This is a genomic window from Methylotenera sp. (assembly GCF_013141425.1).
In the GTDB taxonomy this organism is placed as follows: Bacteria; Pseudomonadota; Gammaproteobacteria; order Burkholderiales; family Methylophilaceae; genus Methylotenera.
Window position 1 is genome coordinate 68,002 of sequence record NZ_JABFRA010000077.1, and the last position, 15,688, is coordinate 83,689.

The following is a 15,688-nucleotide window of genomic DNA, read 5'->3' on the forward strand; positions in this document are numbered from 1 at the left end:
ACGCAAATTAGGCAAACAACTCGCCTTCCACCACGCCCACTTGCGCTACTTGATGTACTGCTTTTACAAACTCGGCGGTTTCATGTAGCTTATCCAAGCTTGGTGGGTGTTTTTGCCCATGCATGCGCGCGAGCCTTGCAATGCTTTGCGCTGAAATCGTCCATTTGAGATTCACCAGCAACTCATCGGCCATTTCAGGTTGATTACATAGTAGCACCATGTCGCAACCTGCATTTAAAGCGGTCAAAGCGCGAGTTGTGACATCGCCACCTGCGGTTGCAGCTTCCATACTTAAATCATCACTAAAAATAACACCGTTAAACCCTAAGCGTTCTCTCAGCACTTTTTGCAGCCATTTAGGTGAAAAGCCCGCTGGCTGATCATCCACTTTAGAATAAATCACATGAGCAGGCATAATCGCCTGAATGCCATCATCAATCAGCATTCTAAAAGGCTGCATGTCATTTTGCGCGATTTGGTCAAACTCTCGATCGTCCACGGGCATGCTTACATGCGAATCAGCCACCACAAAGCCGTGGCCTGGAAAATGCTTACCGACTGCCGCCATGCCGCCTTTTTTCAAGCCTTGCATGAGTGCGAAGGCTAAATCATTAATGGCTTGCGGCTTTAAGTGAAACGCCCTATCGCCAATCACCAAACTATCGCCGTAATCCATATCCAATACTGGTGTAAAGCTAAAATCAATGCCGTGCGCACGTAGCTCTGCTGCTAGAATCCATCCCGCTTCGGTAGCGAGCTCTTTGGCTTTTTTCGGATTAACATCCCAAATTTTGCCAAATTCTCGCATCGGCGGAATTTTGGTGAAGCCTTCTCTAAAACGTTGTACGCGCCCGCCTTCATGGTCAACCGCGATTAAAAGGGGTGGCTGGCGAACCGCATGGATACTGGCTGTCAGGGCATCTAATTGTGCGTTATTTTCATAGTTACGCTTAAATAAAATCACGCCACCTACCAATGGATGTTGCAAACGACGTATATCTTCCGATGTTAGCTCAGTACCAACAACATCCAACATAATGGGACCTAGACTCATGCTTTACCTTTAATCCTATGAAACAACTGACAATTTTAACTTAATCACTTACTTTTCCGTTCTTACGTCTAGTTTATCGCGCAAATAATCGCCGCCTAGGTTAATCGCTAATATCAAACTCATCAAGCTTAATCCAACAATTAACACATAATGCGGGGCAATTAGCATGTAACGCACGCCATCGCGCAGCATCGCCCCCCAAGAGGCATTAGGGGCTTGTATGCCCAAACCCAAAAACGAAAGACTCGCCTCGGCAATCATCACACTGGCTAAACTATAAGTCGCTTCTACCACCAAAATTGAGGTGAGTAATGGCAGAATATGCCTAAATATCATGCGCGGTACACTAGCACCTAGCGACTCAGCAGCTAATACATGCTGACGATTGCGCAAGCCAAGCGCCTGTCCCCGCGTAAGCCTTGCATAACTCACCCAACCGGTAATACTTAATGCAATCATCAAATTCACCAGGCCAGGGCCCAAAACGGCAGAAAATGCGATAGCGAGCAAAATGCCAGGAAAGGCTAAAAACACATCGGTAATTTGCATCAGTGCGCGGTCTATTTTTCCGCCATAAAAACCAGCCAATAAACCCACGCAAACGCCAACCAGCATGGTAATTCCAGTAACTATAATCGCTACAACAAACGACACCTCAACTCCACGTAAGAGTCGCGCCAAAATGCTACGCCCTAAATCATCGGCACCTAGAAGATATGAAAAATTGGGCGAACTAAGAATTGCATTCAAATCTATAGAATTCGGGTTCAGTTGCAACGCACGTCCAACAACAACTGCTAGTAGCCAAAATATTAAAATGGAGGAAGCGAATTTTTTCACTTTTAGGCCAATTTCACACGAGGATCGGCAAATCTATATAGCAAATCAGTAATAAGATTCACCAACACATAACTCAAAGCCACAATCAGTACGCAAGCTTGCGTGACAGGGTAATCGCGCTTTTCAATGCTCTCAACCAACAATCGACCGATGCCATCCCACGAAAAAATCGTTTCGGTAATGACCGTGCCAGCTAACAAACTACCCATTTGCAAGCCAACAATAGTGATAATCGGTAGCAAAGCAGCACGTAAAGCATGGCGCAAAATCACGGCGCGTTCTGTTAACCCTTTGGCACGCGCGGTGCGAATATAATCATCATTTAACACCTCAAGCAGACTAGTACGCGTCATGCGCGTGAGAATCGCGCTTAAGCCAAAACCTAAAGTCAAAGCTGGCAAGATAATTGAAGCCTTTGAATCCATACCGCTTACAGGTAACCAGCCGAGCCATACGGCAAATATCAACATCAACATTGGTCCAAGCCAAAAAGCAGGCATGGCTGAGAGACGAACAGATACGAGCGTCACGACAATATCTTGCCAATGATTTGCCTTAAGTGCCGCATAAATACCCATGGGCACGCCGATGCAAATACCAATCAACAAGGCCAACAATGCCAGTTTTACCGTGGCCGGATAGCGCGCTTTAATCGTTTCAATAATCGGCGTTTTAGTGTGTATAGAATTACCCAAATCACCATGTGATAACTTAGCTAAATAACTGCCAAATTGTTGAATAAGTGGTTGGTCTAACCCTAAATCAGTACGCAATTGCGCGCGATCTGCTGTACTTGCAGATTCTCCCAACATCACTTCCACGGGGTCGCCCGGTACAAGATGAATCAGCAAAAATGTGAGTATTAGTACACCGAATATTACGATGGCGAAATTAGATAGTTTTTTTAATAAAAACACAAAACCACCTTAACTTATTATTCCGAAATCAGCACAGGTGTACCGACTTCTACCAAATCAAACAACGCTATCATCTCGCTGTTGCGCATACGCACACAACCATGCGAGCCAATTTTTCCAATCTCAACGCTATCTGGCGTGCCGTGAATATAAATGTAGCGCTGCATAGTATCCAAATTTCCCAAGCGATTTTTGCCTACCTCTTTGCCCGACAACCACAAAATACGCGTCAAAATCCAATCACGCTTTGGAAACTCCGCCATCAACTCAGGTGTACAGATTTCACCTGTCGGCCTGCGCCCAACAAATACGGTATTTGGCTCTGCATCAGCCCCAATCTTAGCGCGAATAATATGCTCACCTAATGGCGTACAACCGCTGTTTTTCTCACATCCGACGCCATTTGCAGCAGTAGATATGATGTATTTAGCCTTTACGCCGCCGAAGTTGTCGAAAAGCGTTAAGGTTTGATTAGTGATTGAGATTTCAATGCGCATAGCTAATTGTACCCAAATCATCCCAATTGCCATCCAATTTTGCGTTGTAATTGCTGATACCTTTGCGCATAGCGGCAAACTGGCCTTCATACCACAGCGGCACATATGGTAATTGCTGGCTTATACGCGCTGTTGCGCCTTGCCAGTTTTCTTCAGTTATAAGTGCATCCAGTTCCGCATCTGCGTATCGACCGCGGTTAAAGCCATTAGGTGGTATGCTTTGTGAGCCAAAAGCTTTTCTGTAAATTTCAGGGGTTTTAATGCCCACCCAGGTGAGGCCATACAATTGAAAGTTACCTTGCTTCACGTCTGCAAAAAACGTACCCCAATCTAAACTGCGAATTTCAAGATCGATACCTGCTTTAGTCATTTGTGCTTGCAATATGGTGGCGAAGCGCACGCGCTGGGCATCTGTCGAGGTTTTATACACGAGCTTAAGCGGTAGCTTAACGCCTGCTTCTTGTAACAATTGTTTTGCTAAAGCAGGGTTGTAGTCATTAGACGGTGATGCTTCATTTTCCTGATTCGTATAATGCTCTGGAGGCAAAATCATGTCCGCTTCACGGCTATGTTCAATCATCGCTTTTGCGATGATTTGCTTGCGGTCTATGGCGTGGGCGATGGCTTGCCTGACTTTAATATTTTGAAGAGCAGGGTCTTTAAAATTTAAGCCAAGATATGAGAAATTAGCACCTATGCTAGTTTTCACTATTACCTCTGGCTTTGTTTGCAGATATTTCACTAGCTCAGGTGGTAATTCACCTTGCAATAAATCCACTTCTCCATGTAGTAGCTTGAGTACTCGGACTGTGGGGTCTTTTACTTCAATTAAACTGATTTTCTGCCCGTCGTTAACACGTTGCAAAGTTAATTTATTCTGCCAAGCCACAAATTTTAACGCGCCGCTGCCTATCGGTGCATGAGAAAAATCATAATTTTCAGCAATCAACTTTGCAGGCAATATGCCAATAATCAATTTGGCTGGAAAGTGCTTGTCTGCTTGATTAAGCTGAAACTCAACCGTGTCATTATCGACAACAGTGATATTTTTAACATTGGCAAATTCTGCTGTGTTAGGCGAATCTTTTAAATTCACAAAAGAATCGTAGGTGGCCTTCACATCATCTGCAGTAAGCGATGCTTGATTGTGAAATGACGCACGATTTTTATTTAAGGTAAATCTATATACTGTTGGGCTGACTTCAACCCAATTTGCCAAACTTGGCGCGGGTTTTGATTGTGCATCATAATCGACCAAACTCTGATAAACCACACGATTTACACGCTCAGATGCGGCATCTGTAGCATAGCGTGGGTCTAAATTCAAAGGCATTTGCCCAATCGCAAAAACGATTTCTTTTGATACTGAGACGGATGGCGTTTGTTGAGTACAAGAACTGATACTCAACCCTAATATAACCAAACAAAATTGCGCTAGAACATTCAATGCCTTCATAGCACTTAAGTTTACTCGATTATGGGCGATTTAGACGTTTAGTCGAAATGAATTTATTTCTAAATCGTATTTAACGGCAAAAAATAAAAGTCACGCTAGAAGGGGGCTAACGTGACTTACACCACAACACTTTTACAACAGTAGTAACTTAAACACTAACGATTAAAGCTTACACCAAGCGATTAAAACTAGAATCAAGAAAATTGTTATATAAAATTACCGTCAGTTTAAAGTTGTTTATTTCACTTTTTTCTCTGCAACTTTCAATCCCTCTTCAGCTTCTTTTCTGCGACCGGCATCGGCATCTTCGCGACCAAGTCTGGCTGGTGCGGTTAAGGCTTTTTTGTAATATTCCACAGCTTTAGCATAATCACCCTGCTCACTTAAAAAGTCTGCGTAAAAGTAATTTGGGTCAATGCCTGTTGGGTTTGCTTGTAATGCTTTTTCTAAATAGGCACGTGCTTTTTTCTTGTCGCCAAAACCAATCGGCCAACCTGGTACTTTGTAATAGAGAGAACCTAAACTGGTGTAGGCTGAACCATGCAGAGCATTTGGGTTGATTTTTTCAGCCGCAAGAAATAAATCGCGGGCTTTTTCCGCAAATTTCAGTGCACCTATGCCGCCTTTGGCTTTGGCGTAACCACTATTCGAAATGCCTTCCCAGATTAATGCCTCTGGCGCATTGGCATTATTTGCGGTTATTTGGTGTGCTTGCTCAATCAACAATTTAAAGGCATCTTCTTGGGCGTCTTTAGGCGTTTGATAATTAGCTTTTGCCCATTCGTGTTGTATCTGTGCAATTTCTGCATCTAATTTATCATCCGCAAATGCGGAGCTTGCTAGTGCAATAAAACTTAACAGCAACATCATATTTTTCATCTAAGTTCTCCTCTTTAATCTAAACGGAATCGTCTAAACTGCCTGCTTGGTTAATTTTTTCCTGAAATCAATTTTCGGGCAATTCTTGCCGGTTTTTTTAAGCCCACACTCACTACCCGTGGTAAAACTCCATTGAACCAAGCAAAGAATGACTCGGGCTGGCCAATGTAATGCTCTTGTTTTTCTGCTTCTATCGCTTTAATTATTTCGTCTACAACTACTTGCGGCTCATCCATTGCAGTTTTCGTTTTAGCAAGCATTTCTGAAGCCAGTTGGTCATTCATGGGCGTATTAATCGCGCGTGGTGCAATGTAAGTTACACCAATATCCGTATCGGCCAGTTCGCGTCTGAGTGCTTGTGAAAAGCCGCGTAAGGCAAACTTACTGGCGCTATACGTGGCGTAATGCGGAAAGCCGATTGAGCCAAAAATGGAACCGATATTGACAATTTGACCACCGTTTTGTACTAACAAACTTGGTAGCAACGCGCGCGTGAGTTGAATCGGCACAATCGCATTAATGTGCATCATTTGCGCAATACGTGCCAAACTTTGATTTTCAAATAAAGTAAAATCAATAATGCCTGCGCCATTAATTAATATATCAACACCACCCAGTAAGCTTATGGCTAAATCCACCACGGTTTGTGCCGGATTAACAACAGCATCGGTCACCTGAAAATCAGAAACCACGGCAACCGCTACACCGCCAGTACCTCCTATGCCACCAATTTTATTAATTTTGTCACACAAGGCTTTGATACGCGGCTGGTCACGGTCAACCAATGCCAACTTAGCACCTTTTTTTGACAAAGCCAACGCCAAAGGCTGTCCAATGCCGCCACCCGCACCCGTTAATAAAATTCGTTTACCATTTAGATTCATACGGCAACCTGCGGTGAATTTGGCACTGAATTCGCAGGGAGATAACGATCGCCCAATTCTCGAAAAATATCACCGTAGAGTTTGTAAAAGTTTTTAGCACTGCGTATCAATAAGGCGCGTTCTTTTTCATTTTCAATCTTATTCACCAAACCTTCATAAAAGTCGGTGTGTCCTACGTCTAGCGCGCCATGTGAAGTTAAATAACTAAAAGCTTTATTTCCCAGGCCAAGATTTGTTTGTAATGAAGCCCCTGCTTGGGTAGCCAGTGCTACACTCGTGCCTTCCAGCACTAATACCATACCAAAAAAACCGAGTGGATTGATACGATTAATCATATCATAAGCATAAGCTACCATTATTTCTGTAGCAAGCCCTGGCTGTCCATGACGCACCGCCTCCGCGTCGGCGCCACAGGCCTGAATATCATTGAGTATCCATTCCTGATGACCTAACTCTTCTTCAATATACTCTGCCACCGCTTCGCGCAGCCATTCATAATGTTCTGGTAATTTTGCACCGCATAGCATCAATAACGGCACGGTATGTTTTACGTGATGATAGGCTTCGGTTAAAAATGCAACGTAAGCAGGCAGGCTGACTTGCCCTGTGGCGCCAGCTTTGATGATGGGTAAATTAAATAATACTTCCCGCTCTTTTGCGGTTTCAGTTAATAAGGTTTGATAAAACGACATAACTTCTTTCCTTATATTTTGCATCAACACTTTGCTGGTATTGTTGCCAGATAGCATCACGGCGCAGGCGGCCGTTAGCCGTTAATTGATTGTTTTGTGGCGTAAATGGTGCCTCAGCCAATATCCATTGTGTGACGCGAGCATAGTCGGGCAGGGTTTTATTTGCTTCGGCAAGGCTTTTTTCAATATCTGTGGGCGTTGCATTTTTTGCAGGTAAGATAACCGCAACATTCCAAGGTCTAGCTTCACCAAATACAGCGGCCTGCGCAATGCTAGGCAGCAAGGTAAGTTCACGCTCCACCCACTCTGGTGCTACATTGCGACCAAATGAGGTGATAAACTGATTCTTTTTACGCGCGGTAATGTACAAATACCCATCCGCGTCCAAATGCCCAATATCGCCCGTTGGAAAGTATTGGTTTGACTGTTCATTATCGTTATCGCCCGCATAGCCAAGTAAGCATGCTCCTTTTACCAAAATCTCACCATCCTCTGCAAATTTAAGCGCCACGTGCGGCAAAGGTTTACCCACACTACCAACTCGATTATTACCTTGCGCATTAAGCGCAACCACAGAAGTACACTCCGACAAGCCATAGCCTTCATACACAGGAAAACCCACGGCAATTGCGCGATTAAGCAATTGTGGTGATACAGAAGCGCCGCCCACTGCAACAAACCTCAAATAAGGTGGCTTTGGATAACCAGCTTCAAACGCACTCACCAAGGCATTTACCAATTCAGGCGTCAGTACTGTTGTTGAGGCTTTTGTTTCATTTAAGCTCAATGCAGCCATCATGGTAGCAACATTTAAGCCCGTAGCGCCAGTCAATCCAACCTGTGCAGATGACATCAAAGTAGTCGTTGCACCAGCTAAAAGCGGCACATATAAACCTGCGACATTTTCCAGTAAGGTTGAAAGCGGCAAAATACTTAAATGCCGATCAGTTGGTTTTGCGCGAGTTGCCGTTAATAAAGACAACGCTACCTGATTTAATGAAGCGGAACTTAGACAAACACCTTTTGGTTTACCTGTGGTGCCAGATGTGTAGGTAATTTTAGCCGTACCAATGGGCAATTCGATTGCTTTTTCGATTGCTAAAGTAAATTCTGTCAGGACTTTTTCACCAATCAGATATTGCTTTTCCAACTCTATTTTTTCGCCTACTGAGGTGAGCAACTGCCTAAATAAAATGGGCTGATCACTTAAAACCACATTCACACCAGCATCATGAATAGCATGCACGGTCTGTTCGGCAGAAAAGAACCCTGGCAAAGGTACCACAGGCATTTTTAACTGCATAGCCGCCAAATCGACGATTGCCCATGCGGGTGAATTTTCCATGGCAATGCCTAGCACGCTAACGTTAGCACGGCTTAATCGATAGCCTACTAATTCTATTGCCGCAGGCAAATCGGCATAGCTTATAGATTCGTGAACACTGCCTTGCAATGCAATTTTATGCGGGGTTTTGCCCGCAAACTGCTTAATCGCAGTCAATATCGAGTTTTTTTCAGGATTCAATGATTATCCTTTTATTATAAAATTGGCTGCATACGACGAATAGCCAATACTTGCGGACGCTCATTGTAATAAGTACCCCAAGCGGCATGCTCATGTTTTGGAATTCGATTAATACTAGCCTCACCCAGAAACTGCAAATTCATATTGAGTTTAGTTAGTGAGTTACGTAATACCGCAATGCCAGTAAATACCGCCCACTCCGCCTGGGTGCTATGCAAATACAGACTAATACTGGCAAGTAAACTTCTTACGTTAATGGGGTCAGCAACGGCTAGATTTCCAACCTCCAAAATCGCATCACGTGAAATATCGCTGGCATTACGTTGCGATAAAAGTTGTTCGATTGGCGCATCGAGGTAGGCCTCTAAAAACAATTTCTCTTGATCCGCATGACGTAGACCGCAAACAGCTAATAAATTTCCACTGGCATCACGCACACTCATTAACTTAGGCATAAAGTGATTAACCTCTGCCTGGTGGGCGCGCCTAAACGTATGGCGAACAAAATCTTCCAGTTCTTGCCTGTCAGGGGCGTTAGTATCTGAAACGGCAGTCGTCAGAGATTGTGGCCCATGCAAATGGATGTCGGCGACTTTATTGACCGCTAAAGGCTTAGCTATGGATGAATCTTGAAGATTCAAATCATTGATTTGCTGCATAAGTTGCATTAAGTCACTCCCGTATGAATACTTAATGCTCTGCAAAGACTATGCCAACAATCAATATGCGCAAGAAGAAGAATATAACCATTAAAAATCATTTGGTTATAAATTTTAGGTGCTTAGGATTCTTAGACTAACACTGTTTAAATATTGAAATGATTGCAATATTTGCAGAATAAATATTGCATTGCCTGCAATTTTTGTAGGATTACTGCTTAAGTGTTTTTTGGGAAGGGGATTATTCTGGTAAGACTAATCAGGACAGTTTAATTCTGGTGCAGCATTCAGTACATTCTGATTTACGGTTATCCACGCAATCGCCTTAACGCGGCCATCAAGTTTACACGCATCAATATAACCAATAGCCCCTGGCGTATCAGCTACAAATCGTAGCATGGCTTCCTGTGAGCTAACCACGTAGGGTGGCGAAACACCGTGGAAATATAAGCCATTCCAATAGTCAGATTGTGTTTCAGGCTCACTCTTTAAAATAGTCAGTGAAAATTGCTGCCTTAACGGGCTACTTGACGAGTAATTCAAGGCTTGAACACGTTTACCATCCGCCCAATAGAGCTTTTTGCGCCAAAATATCAATGCAAGCTCACTGCTACTGATTTGGCGAACAGTATGGCCTTGCGGCACAATCACAGCAACCACTTCCGCATTAACTTCTGCGACCATGCTCAGCCACAGCACAGTCAAACAGTAAATTAAAAATAAGCGTTTTCGCATTATCAGCTAAGTATTAAAACAAGATTGCGAACGAAGCAAGTAAACCTCTAGGCGAGCCCAAGCGCTCTTCATCGCCGTCCACGTACTCTATTTTTAGAACTTTATGGGGGGTCATACGCCAAGCGGTGCCTAACAACCAACGCTCACTCGAGCCTTCTGCTGGTCGCTTAAAACTCTCAGCACGGGCGATTGCAAACCATTGATGGCCTAAAGGTGCAACGGCCTGCAAATAAGCCCCATTTCCGCCATCGCCATATTGATTGGTATAGCGCTGAAAGGCTTCGCCGCTAAATTCCCAGCCATTTTGATGAACCAGAAAATCCAGTCCTAACAGATGAAACTCTGCGTTATTCGGAAGCTTTTCACGAAATTCCAGCAACGAAAGTCCAATATTAAACTTACCTAACCAGGCAAAACGGGCACCTTTTGTATCTCTAAATACAATCTCCCCTTTATCTTCGTGCTGATCTTTTAAAGCTTCAATATAGAGGTTGTACTCTAAGGCATTGTTAGTAAGCGGCACTGCGCCGTAAAACATCAATCCATTGTTGTACATTGGGAATAAACGGCTGGTAGCAAGTGGTCGCGAGGCGGTCCATACCAAAGGAGCCGCATGCAAGGTGTTCCATCGGCCAACGGGATTTAAAAATCGTCCTGCACGCAGGTTTGCCTTTTCTGACAAGTTGTAGTCTACGTACAAACGTTCTAAATCAAAATAAAAGTCTTTCTCTGCTGAGTGACCTTTATTAAAGGTAATCGGTCGCTCTAATTCAAGTTCTGAGAAAAAACGAAAACTGCTATTGTTCTCCCAGCTGAGTATAAGACTAATCTCATCCAATGCACCATCGACGCGCCCGCCAGGATGAACATTAAAGCCTGCACTAGAATATCCACCCAGCTTAAAATCATTCCATATCGACGTGTCGCTTGTCTCAGCCGCCTGCGCACAACCAAATAGCAAAGCAATGGCGACACTGGTAAAAAATAACAGTGATTTGCGCATAACTTCTCCGTATCTAAGAGCTAACATCGGGTTATCATTCCAGTTTACTCAATTCATTAAATTTTCAGCGAATTACTTTAAACTATATTTTACTACAACCTACCATGTCTTCATTCTCGCATTAAATCAGATGTTACGGAAAGCCATGCCAATACGTCATCTTTTGCTCACAGCATTTTTGCTAGTAGGCTTACTGCCCGTCACGTTAGTGACGGGTCTGGCATTTTTTGAAGCGCGTAGCGCCTTAATCACCGAAATTAAACATGATACCCAAACACACGCCACGGCTACCGTAGATGAAATTGACCGTATCCTGTTTGAGCGCTTGCATAATACAGCTTCATGGAGCCAGTTGGAAATCATGCAGGATACGCGAATCGGTGATGTCGATAAGCGGTTGTCAAAATTTTTAAGCGACTTAAAAAATAGCTACCACAATATTTACAATGAACTCTATGTACTCGACAAGCAAGGCTTAGTAATAGCCTCAAGCGATAGTAGCGCGATAGGAAAGCCACGCAATAACAACACGGCATGGCTTACAACAAAAATTCAAAGCAACACCCTTCAACTCGCGCCAGTCGCCAACAATCAATTGCTTATTTCAACCGAAATTAAAGACATGTTTGATGGCAGTAAACTCGGCACACTGGTCGCCGCCTTCAACTGGCAACAAATTAGTAGCATTCTAGAAAGTGCCGTTTCTGGCAGACGCGGTGCAGCGCTATTTGATAGCAATCATGTCATTATTTCAAAAACAAAAAGCTGGCCAGACGTACAGGCATCCGACAATATTTCAACCACCTCGAAATCGAGCGGTTATCAAGGTTTTAATGGATTCACCTGGCAGGTGATAATTAGCCAGCATCGCTCGGATGCATTAGCGCCTATTCGGCGCATGGCCTATATTTTCCTCGGTTTATTGATTGCGACCATAGCACTAGCCAGCTTAATTGCTATTCCCATCGCGAAAACATTGAGCAAACCACTCAGTAATTTAACCATGTTTGCCAACAACTTTATTCGCGACCAAAATAATACAATTGCGTCCAGAAATGGAATAAACGCTAAAACTGATGTGAAAAATTTAATTGAGCCTTTAGAGATCACCGCACTTTCTAACGCGTTTAGCAAAATGATTGAAGACCTTGAGCGCTCAAAAGAAAATCTGACCCGTGCTGCGAAACTTGCCGTCGTCGGTGAAATGGCCGCCGCAATGAGTCACGAAATACGTACACCATTAGGCATACTGCGCTCTTCAGCCCAAGTACTGTTGCGTGAACCTAAAATAAGCGCAGAAGGTCGAGAGGTCTGCGGCTTTATTATTAGTGAAACAGAACGTTTGAATAAATTAGTCTCAGCGCTCATCAATTCTGCTAAACCGCGGCTACCTGAGTTTAAATCAACCAATATCGCAGAACTGGCTCAGCAATGTGTCGCAATGTTGCGCATACAGGCCGATCAAAAACAGATTGAACTGACTTGTGAGGCAAGTGAAAATGCCACTGTACTTTGCGATTCAGAGCAGATTAAGCAAGTGTTACTAAATTTATTGCTGAATGCTATCCAAGTATTACCTGAAGGCGGCAAAATTTTATTGCGCGTGAGCACTGCCAATAATCAGGCATTCATCGTTGTGGCAGACAATGGCCACGGTATTCCTGATGAGCAGCGCAGTGAGGTATTCGAACCGTTTTTTTCAAAACGCAGTGGTGGCATCGGCTTGGGCTTAGCCATCGTCAAACAGATTGTAATGGCACACCATGGTAATATAAGCGTTCACCGAAGCGCTTTGTTGGGTGGTGCAGAGTTTAGACTGCACTTACCCATTTATACTAGCGATTAAAATTAATTAGCAAAGCGCTATAAATTGAAACTTTACTTACAATGAATCAGAAAAAACGCATCCTCGCAGTGGACGATGAACCGCACATGCGCCGTTTGCTCGAAATTAGCTTACGTCAAGCTGGTTACGAGCCGATAGTGGCAGAGAATGGGCGAGATGCGCTTACCCAATTACGCGAAAACAATATCGATTTAGTCGTCAGCGACTTACACATGCCAGTGATGGACGGCTTAAAACTGCTCGAAGCGATGCAAGCAGAAAATATCGGTACGCCCACCATCATCGTCACAGCTCAAGGCGAAATCAGTTCGGCTGTACAAGCGATGAAACTTGGCGCTTCGGATTATATTTTACGACCATTTGATTTAGAGACGCTGGAAATAGCCATTAGCAGAGCGCTGTCTGTTACACGATTAAAAATTGAAAATCAATTTTTACGTGAAGAAATTGATCAAGATAGTAAGCGGCTCATTGGCTCCAGTTCGGCGATTTTGAAAGTGCATGAAGCAATTTCACAAGTGGCTAAAGAAAGAGCCACTGTATTAGTCGCAGGCGAAACTGGCACTGGAAAAGAGCTGGTGGCGAGGGCCATTCATCAACAATCACTGAGAAAGGATGCACTTTTTGTTGCTGTCAATTGCGCTGCGATTCCTTCTGAGATGCTCGAATCTGAATTGTTCGGCCACGAACGTGGCGCTTTTACCGGTGCTGTTAAAGAACGTGTAGGTAAATTTGAGCTCGCGGATGGCGGTACGTTATTTTTGGACGAAATCACAGAAATGCCAATCTCCCTACAAGCCAAGCTGCTGCGGGCGCTGCAAGAAGGTAGCATTGAACGGCTAGGGAGCAACCGCCCACTCAACGTGGATATCCGAATTGTAGCGGCAACCAACCGTGACCCGCTGCAGGCGATTAAAGACGGTAAGTTGCGCGAAGACTTATATTATCGGCTGAATGTATTCCGCATTGATTTGCCACCATTGCGTGAACGATTAAACGATATTGCCATGCTGTCTGGTAATTTTCTAAAAAAACGTAACATCAGCATTGACGATAGTGCGATGCATGTATTGCAAACCTACGCTTGGCCAGGCAATGTACGTGAGCTAGAAAACGTGCTGGAGCGAGCTGCGATTGTTTGTGGCGGACACCTCATTCAAACGCAACATTTACCTGCAGATATGCACGATGCAAATAACATTTCAGCCCGCCAAATAATTAAGACTGTTGACGGGAACGAAATTCCAGAATCACTTTCATTACCAGATGCTGTGCAAACTTTGGAAATAAATCTGATTACCGAAGCCCTTATGCAAGCCAATGACAATAAAAGCCGCGCGGCCAAACTACTGAACATTAGCGAGCGTACGCTATGGTACAAACTCAGCCGCTACCAGCTAACAAATAACGAATAGGCATCTTTTTGCATCGCCTAGAATTCTTTAAGAAAAGATTCTAAATATTTATATAAAAAGACATTGAATTTCAGATGTCAGTCCTAAGTAAATCCTGTAAAATTAGGCGCTTCAAAGCAACCATTTTCGTTTAATGCGCTCCAACCACACTGAATGTTTTAACAGAAAATAATGCGCATTTTGCTTATCGCTTGATATAAATCAATTAAGACATGAGCTAGGTGCGACAGAATGTCGCGTGTGAAACTCACAAAGAATTATCAATAAATGCTATGGGGGAACCAAATGCAAGATCTAAAAACTCAATCAACCACGTATTGCGATGGTGTTATACGGCAATTTTCAATCATGGCCGTGGTTTGGGGCGTGGTAGGCATGTTGGTCGGCGTCATTATTGCCGCACAACTTGTCTGGCCCGAACTAAATCTCGGCTTACCGTGGACAAGTTTTGGCCGTTTACGTCCACTTCATACTAATGCAGTGATTTTTGCATTTGGCGGATGTACTTTATTCGCAACTTCTTACTACATCGTACAGCGTACTTGCCAAACCAGCTTGTTTCTTCCGAAGCTGGCCTCCTTTACTTTTTGGGGTTGGCAACTGGTGATTCTTTCAGCGGCAGTTTCCTTACCTTTAGGCTTCACGCAAGGTAAAGAATACGCTGAATTGGAATGGCCAATCGACTTACTTATTGCGGTAGTTTGGGTTTCATATGCAATTGTGTTCTTCGGTACAATCGCTAAACGTAACATTAAACACATTTATGTAGCCAACTGGTTCTTAGGTGCGTTTATCTTGACAGTTGCTTTATTGCACATTGTGAATAGTGCGGCGATTCCTGCTGGTTTTATGAAGTCTTACTCCGCTTATGCTGGCGTGCAAGATGCGATGGTGCAATGGTGGTATGGTCATAATGCAGTTGGTTTCTTCTTAACTGCTGGTTTCTTGGGCATGATGTACTACTTCGTACCTAAACAAGCGGGTCGCCCTGTTTACTCTTACAGCTTGTCTATTGTGCACTTTTGGGCATTAATTTTTACCTACATGTGGGCGGGTCCGCACCACTTACATTACACAGCGTTGCCTGACTGGACACAATCTTTAGGCATGGTGTTCTCATTGATTCTATTAGGGCCAAGCTGGGGCGGTATGATCAACGGTATCATGACAATGTCTGGCGCATGGCACAAATTACGTACTGACCCAATCTTGCGCTTCTTGATTGTTTCACTGTCTTTCTACGGCATGAGTACATTTGAAGGCCCAATGATGGCAATTAAAACCGT

Annotated in this window: 15 protein-coding genes; 3 read left to right on the forward strand and 12 right to left on the reverse strand. The window is 43.8% G+C overall.

What is annotated here, in order from left to right:
- Positions 1-7: 7 nt before the first annotated feature.
- The 12 genes from nagZ to HOO90_RS06975 form a co-directional block, all read right to left on the reverse strand.
- Entirely contained in the window at positions 8-1,054 is a 1,047-nt protein-coding gene (nagZ, locus tag HOO90_RS06920) for a beta-N-acetylhexosaminidase (RefSeq protein ID WP_292841306.1), read from the reverse strand.
- A 48-nt stretch (positions 1,055-1,102) separates the two neighbouring features.
- Positions 1,103-1,894 (reverse strand): ABC transporter permease, encoded by a 792-nt coding sequence (locus HOO90_RS06925; protein WP_292841309.1) that lies wholly within the window; start codon positions 1,892-1,894, stop codon positions 1,103-1,105.
- 2 nt (positions 1,895-1,896) lie between these two features.
- Positions 1,897-2,811 carry a nickel ABC transporter permease gene (gene nikB, locus HOO90_RS06930; protein WP_292841312.1) on the reverse strand — a complete coding sequence of 305 codons (915 nt, stop codon included), beginning with the start codon at positions 2,809-2,811 and terminating at the stop codon, positions 1,897-1,899.
- A 17-nt stretch (positions 2,812-2,828) separates the two neighbouring features.
- Complete coding sequence (locus tag HOO90_RS06935; RefSeq protein WP_292841360.1) at positions 2,829-3,308, reverse strand: L,D-transpeptidase; 480 nt, start codon at positions 3,306-3,308, stop codon at positions 2,829-2,831.
- Entirely contained in the window at positions 3,298-4,764 is a 1,467-nt protein-coding gene (locus tag HOO90_RS06940) for an ABC transporter substrate-binding protein (protein ID WP_292841315.1), read from the reverse strand. Before HOO90_RS06940 ends, HOO90_RS06935 begins: the two co-directional genes overlap by 11 nt.
- 237 nt (positions 4,765-5,001) lie before the next feature.
- Positions 5,002-5,643, reverse strand: coding sequence for a tetratricopeptide repeat protein (locus HOO90_RS06945; protein ID WP_292841318.1), 642 nt, complete (start codon positions 5,641-5,643; stop codon positions 5,002-5,004).
- Positions 5,644-5,693: 50 nt separating this feature from the next.
- Positions 5,694-6,527 (reverse strand): SDR family oxidoreductase, encoded by an 834-nt coding sequence (locus HOO90_RS06950; RefSeq protein WP_292841321.1) that lies wholly within the window; start codon positions 6,525-6,527, stop codon positions 5,694-5,696.
- Positions 6,524-7,219, reverse strand: a complete 696-nt coding sequence (locus HOO90_RS06955) for an iron-containing redox enzyme family protein (RefSeq protein WP_292841324.1) — start codon at positions 7,217-7,219, stop codon at positions 6,524-6,526. The genes HOO90_RS06950 and HOO90_RS06955 overlap by 4 nt, the downstream gene beginning before the upstream one ends.
- Complete coding sequence (locus HOO90_RS06960; protein WP_292841327.1) at positions 7,191-8,744, reverse strand: AMP-binding protein; 1,554 nt, start codon at positions 8,742-8,744, stop codon at positions 7,191-7,193. Before HOO90_RS06960 ends, HOO90_RS06955 begins: the two co-directional genes overlap by 29 nt.
- Positions 8,745-8,758: 14 nt before the next feature.
- Entirely contained in the window at positions 8,759-9,412 is a 654-nt protein-coding gene (locus tag HOO90_RS06965; RefSeq protein WP_292841330.1) for a thermostable hemolysin, read from the reverse strand.
- A 246-nt stretch (positions 9,413-9,658) separates the two neighbouring features.
- Entirely contained in the window at positions 9,659-10,087 is a 429-nt protein-coding gene (locus HOO90_RS06970; protein WP_292841333.1) for a hypothetical protein, read from the reverse strand.
- 64 nt (positions 10,088-10,151) lie between these two features.
- Complete coding sequence (locus HOO90_RS06975; RefSeq protein WP_292841336.1) at positions 10,152-11,141, reverse strand: hypothetical protein; 990 nt, start codon at positions 11,139-11,141, stop codon at positions 10,152-10,154.
- 145 nt (positions 11,142-11,286) lie between these two features.
- Between HOO90_RS06975 and HOO90_RS06980 the strand changes: the two genes are divergently transcribed.
- The 3 genes from HOO90_RS06980 to HOO90_RS06990 form a co-directional block, all read left to right on the forward strand.
- The gene (locus HOO90_RS06980; protein WP_292841339.1) at positions 11,287-12,987 is read left to right on the forward strand and encodes a sensor histidine kinase; all 1,701 of its coding nucleotides are present in this window, start codon (positions 11,287-11,289) and stop codon (positions 12,985-12,987) included.
- A 41-nt stretch (positions 12,988-13,028) separates the two neighbouring features.
- A complete protein-coding gene (locus HOO90_RS06985; RefSeq protein ID WP_292841342.1) occupies positions 13,029-14,402 on the forward strand; it encodes a sigma-54 dependent transcriptional regulator in 1,374 nt (457 codons plus the stop codon).
- Between the two features lie 285 nt (positions 14,403-14,687).
- The coding region (locus HOO90_RS06990; RefSeq protein WP_292841345.1) for a cbb3-type cytochrome c oxidase subunit I at positions 14,688-15,688 on the forward strand (1,001 nt) is incomplete at its 3' end.

Excerpts from the sequence above, each read along its gene's own strand:
- nagZ (WP_292841306.1), bottom strand. The coding sequence starts at position 1,054 with ATGAGTCTAGGTCCCATTATGTTGGATGTTGTTGGTACTGAGCTAACA.
- HOO90_RS06935 (WP_292841360.1), bottom strand. The coding sequence starts at position 3,308 with ATGCGCATTGAAATCTCAATCACTAATCAAACCTTAACGCTTTTCGAC.
- HOO90_RS06940 (WP_292841315.1), bottom strand. The coding sequence starts at position 4,764 with ATGAAGGCATTGAATGTTCTAGCGCAATTTTGTTTGGTTATATTAGGG.
- HOO90_RS06945 (WP_292841318.1), bottom strand. The coding sequence starts at position 5,643 with ATGAAAAATATGATGTTGCTGTTAAGTTTTATTGCACTAGCAAGCTCC.
- HOO90_RS06950 (WP_292841321.1), bottom strand. The coding sequence starts at position 6,527 with ATGAATCTAAATGGTAAACGAATTTTATTAACGGGTGCGGGTGGCGGC.
- HOO90_RS06955 (WP_292841324.1), bottom strand. The coding sequence starts at position 7,219 with ATGTCGTTTTATCAAACCTTATTAACTGAAACCGCAAAAGAGCGGGAA.
- HOO90_RS06965 (WP_292841330.1), bottom strand. The coding sequence starts at position 9,412 with ATGCAACTTATGCAGCAAATCAATGATTTGAATCTTCAAGATTCATCC.
- HOO90_RS06970 (WP_292841333.1), bottom strand. The coding sequence starts at position 10,087 with ATGGTCGCAGAAGTTAATGCGGAAGTGGTTGCTGTGATTGTGCCGCAA.
- HOO90_RS06975 (WP_292841336.1), bottom strand. The coding sequence starts at position 11,141 with ATGCGCAAATCACTGTTATTTTTTACCAGTGTCGCCATTGCTTTGCTA.
- HOO90_RS06980 (WP_292841339.1), top strand. The coding sequence starts at position 11,287 with ATGCCAATACGTCATCTTTTGCTCACAGCATTTTTGCTAGTAGGCTTA.
- HOO90_RS06985 (WP_292841342.1), top strand. The coding sequence starts at position 13,029 with ATGAATCAGAAAAAACGCATCCTCGCAGTGGACGATGAACCGCACATG.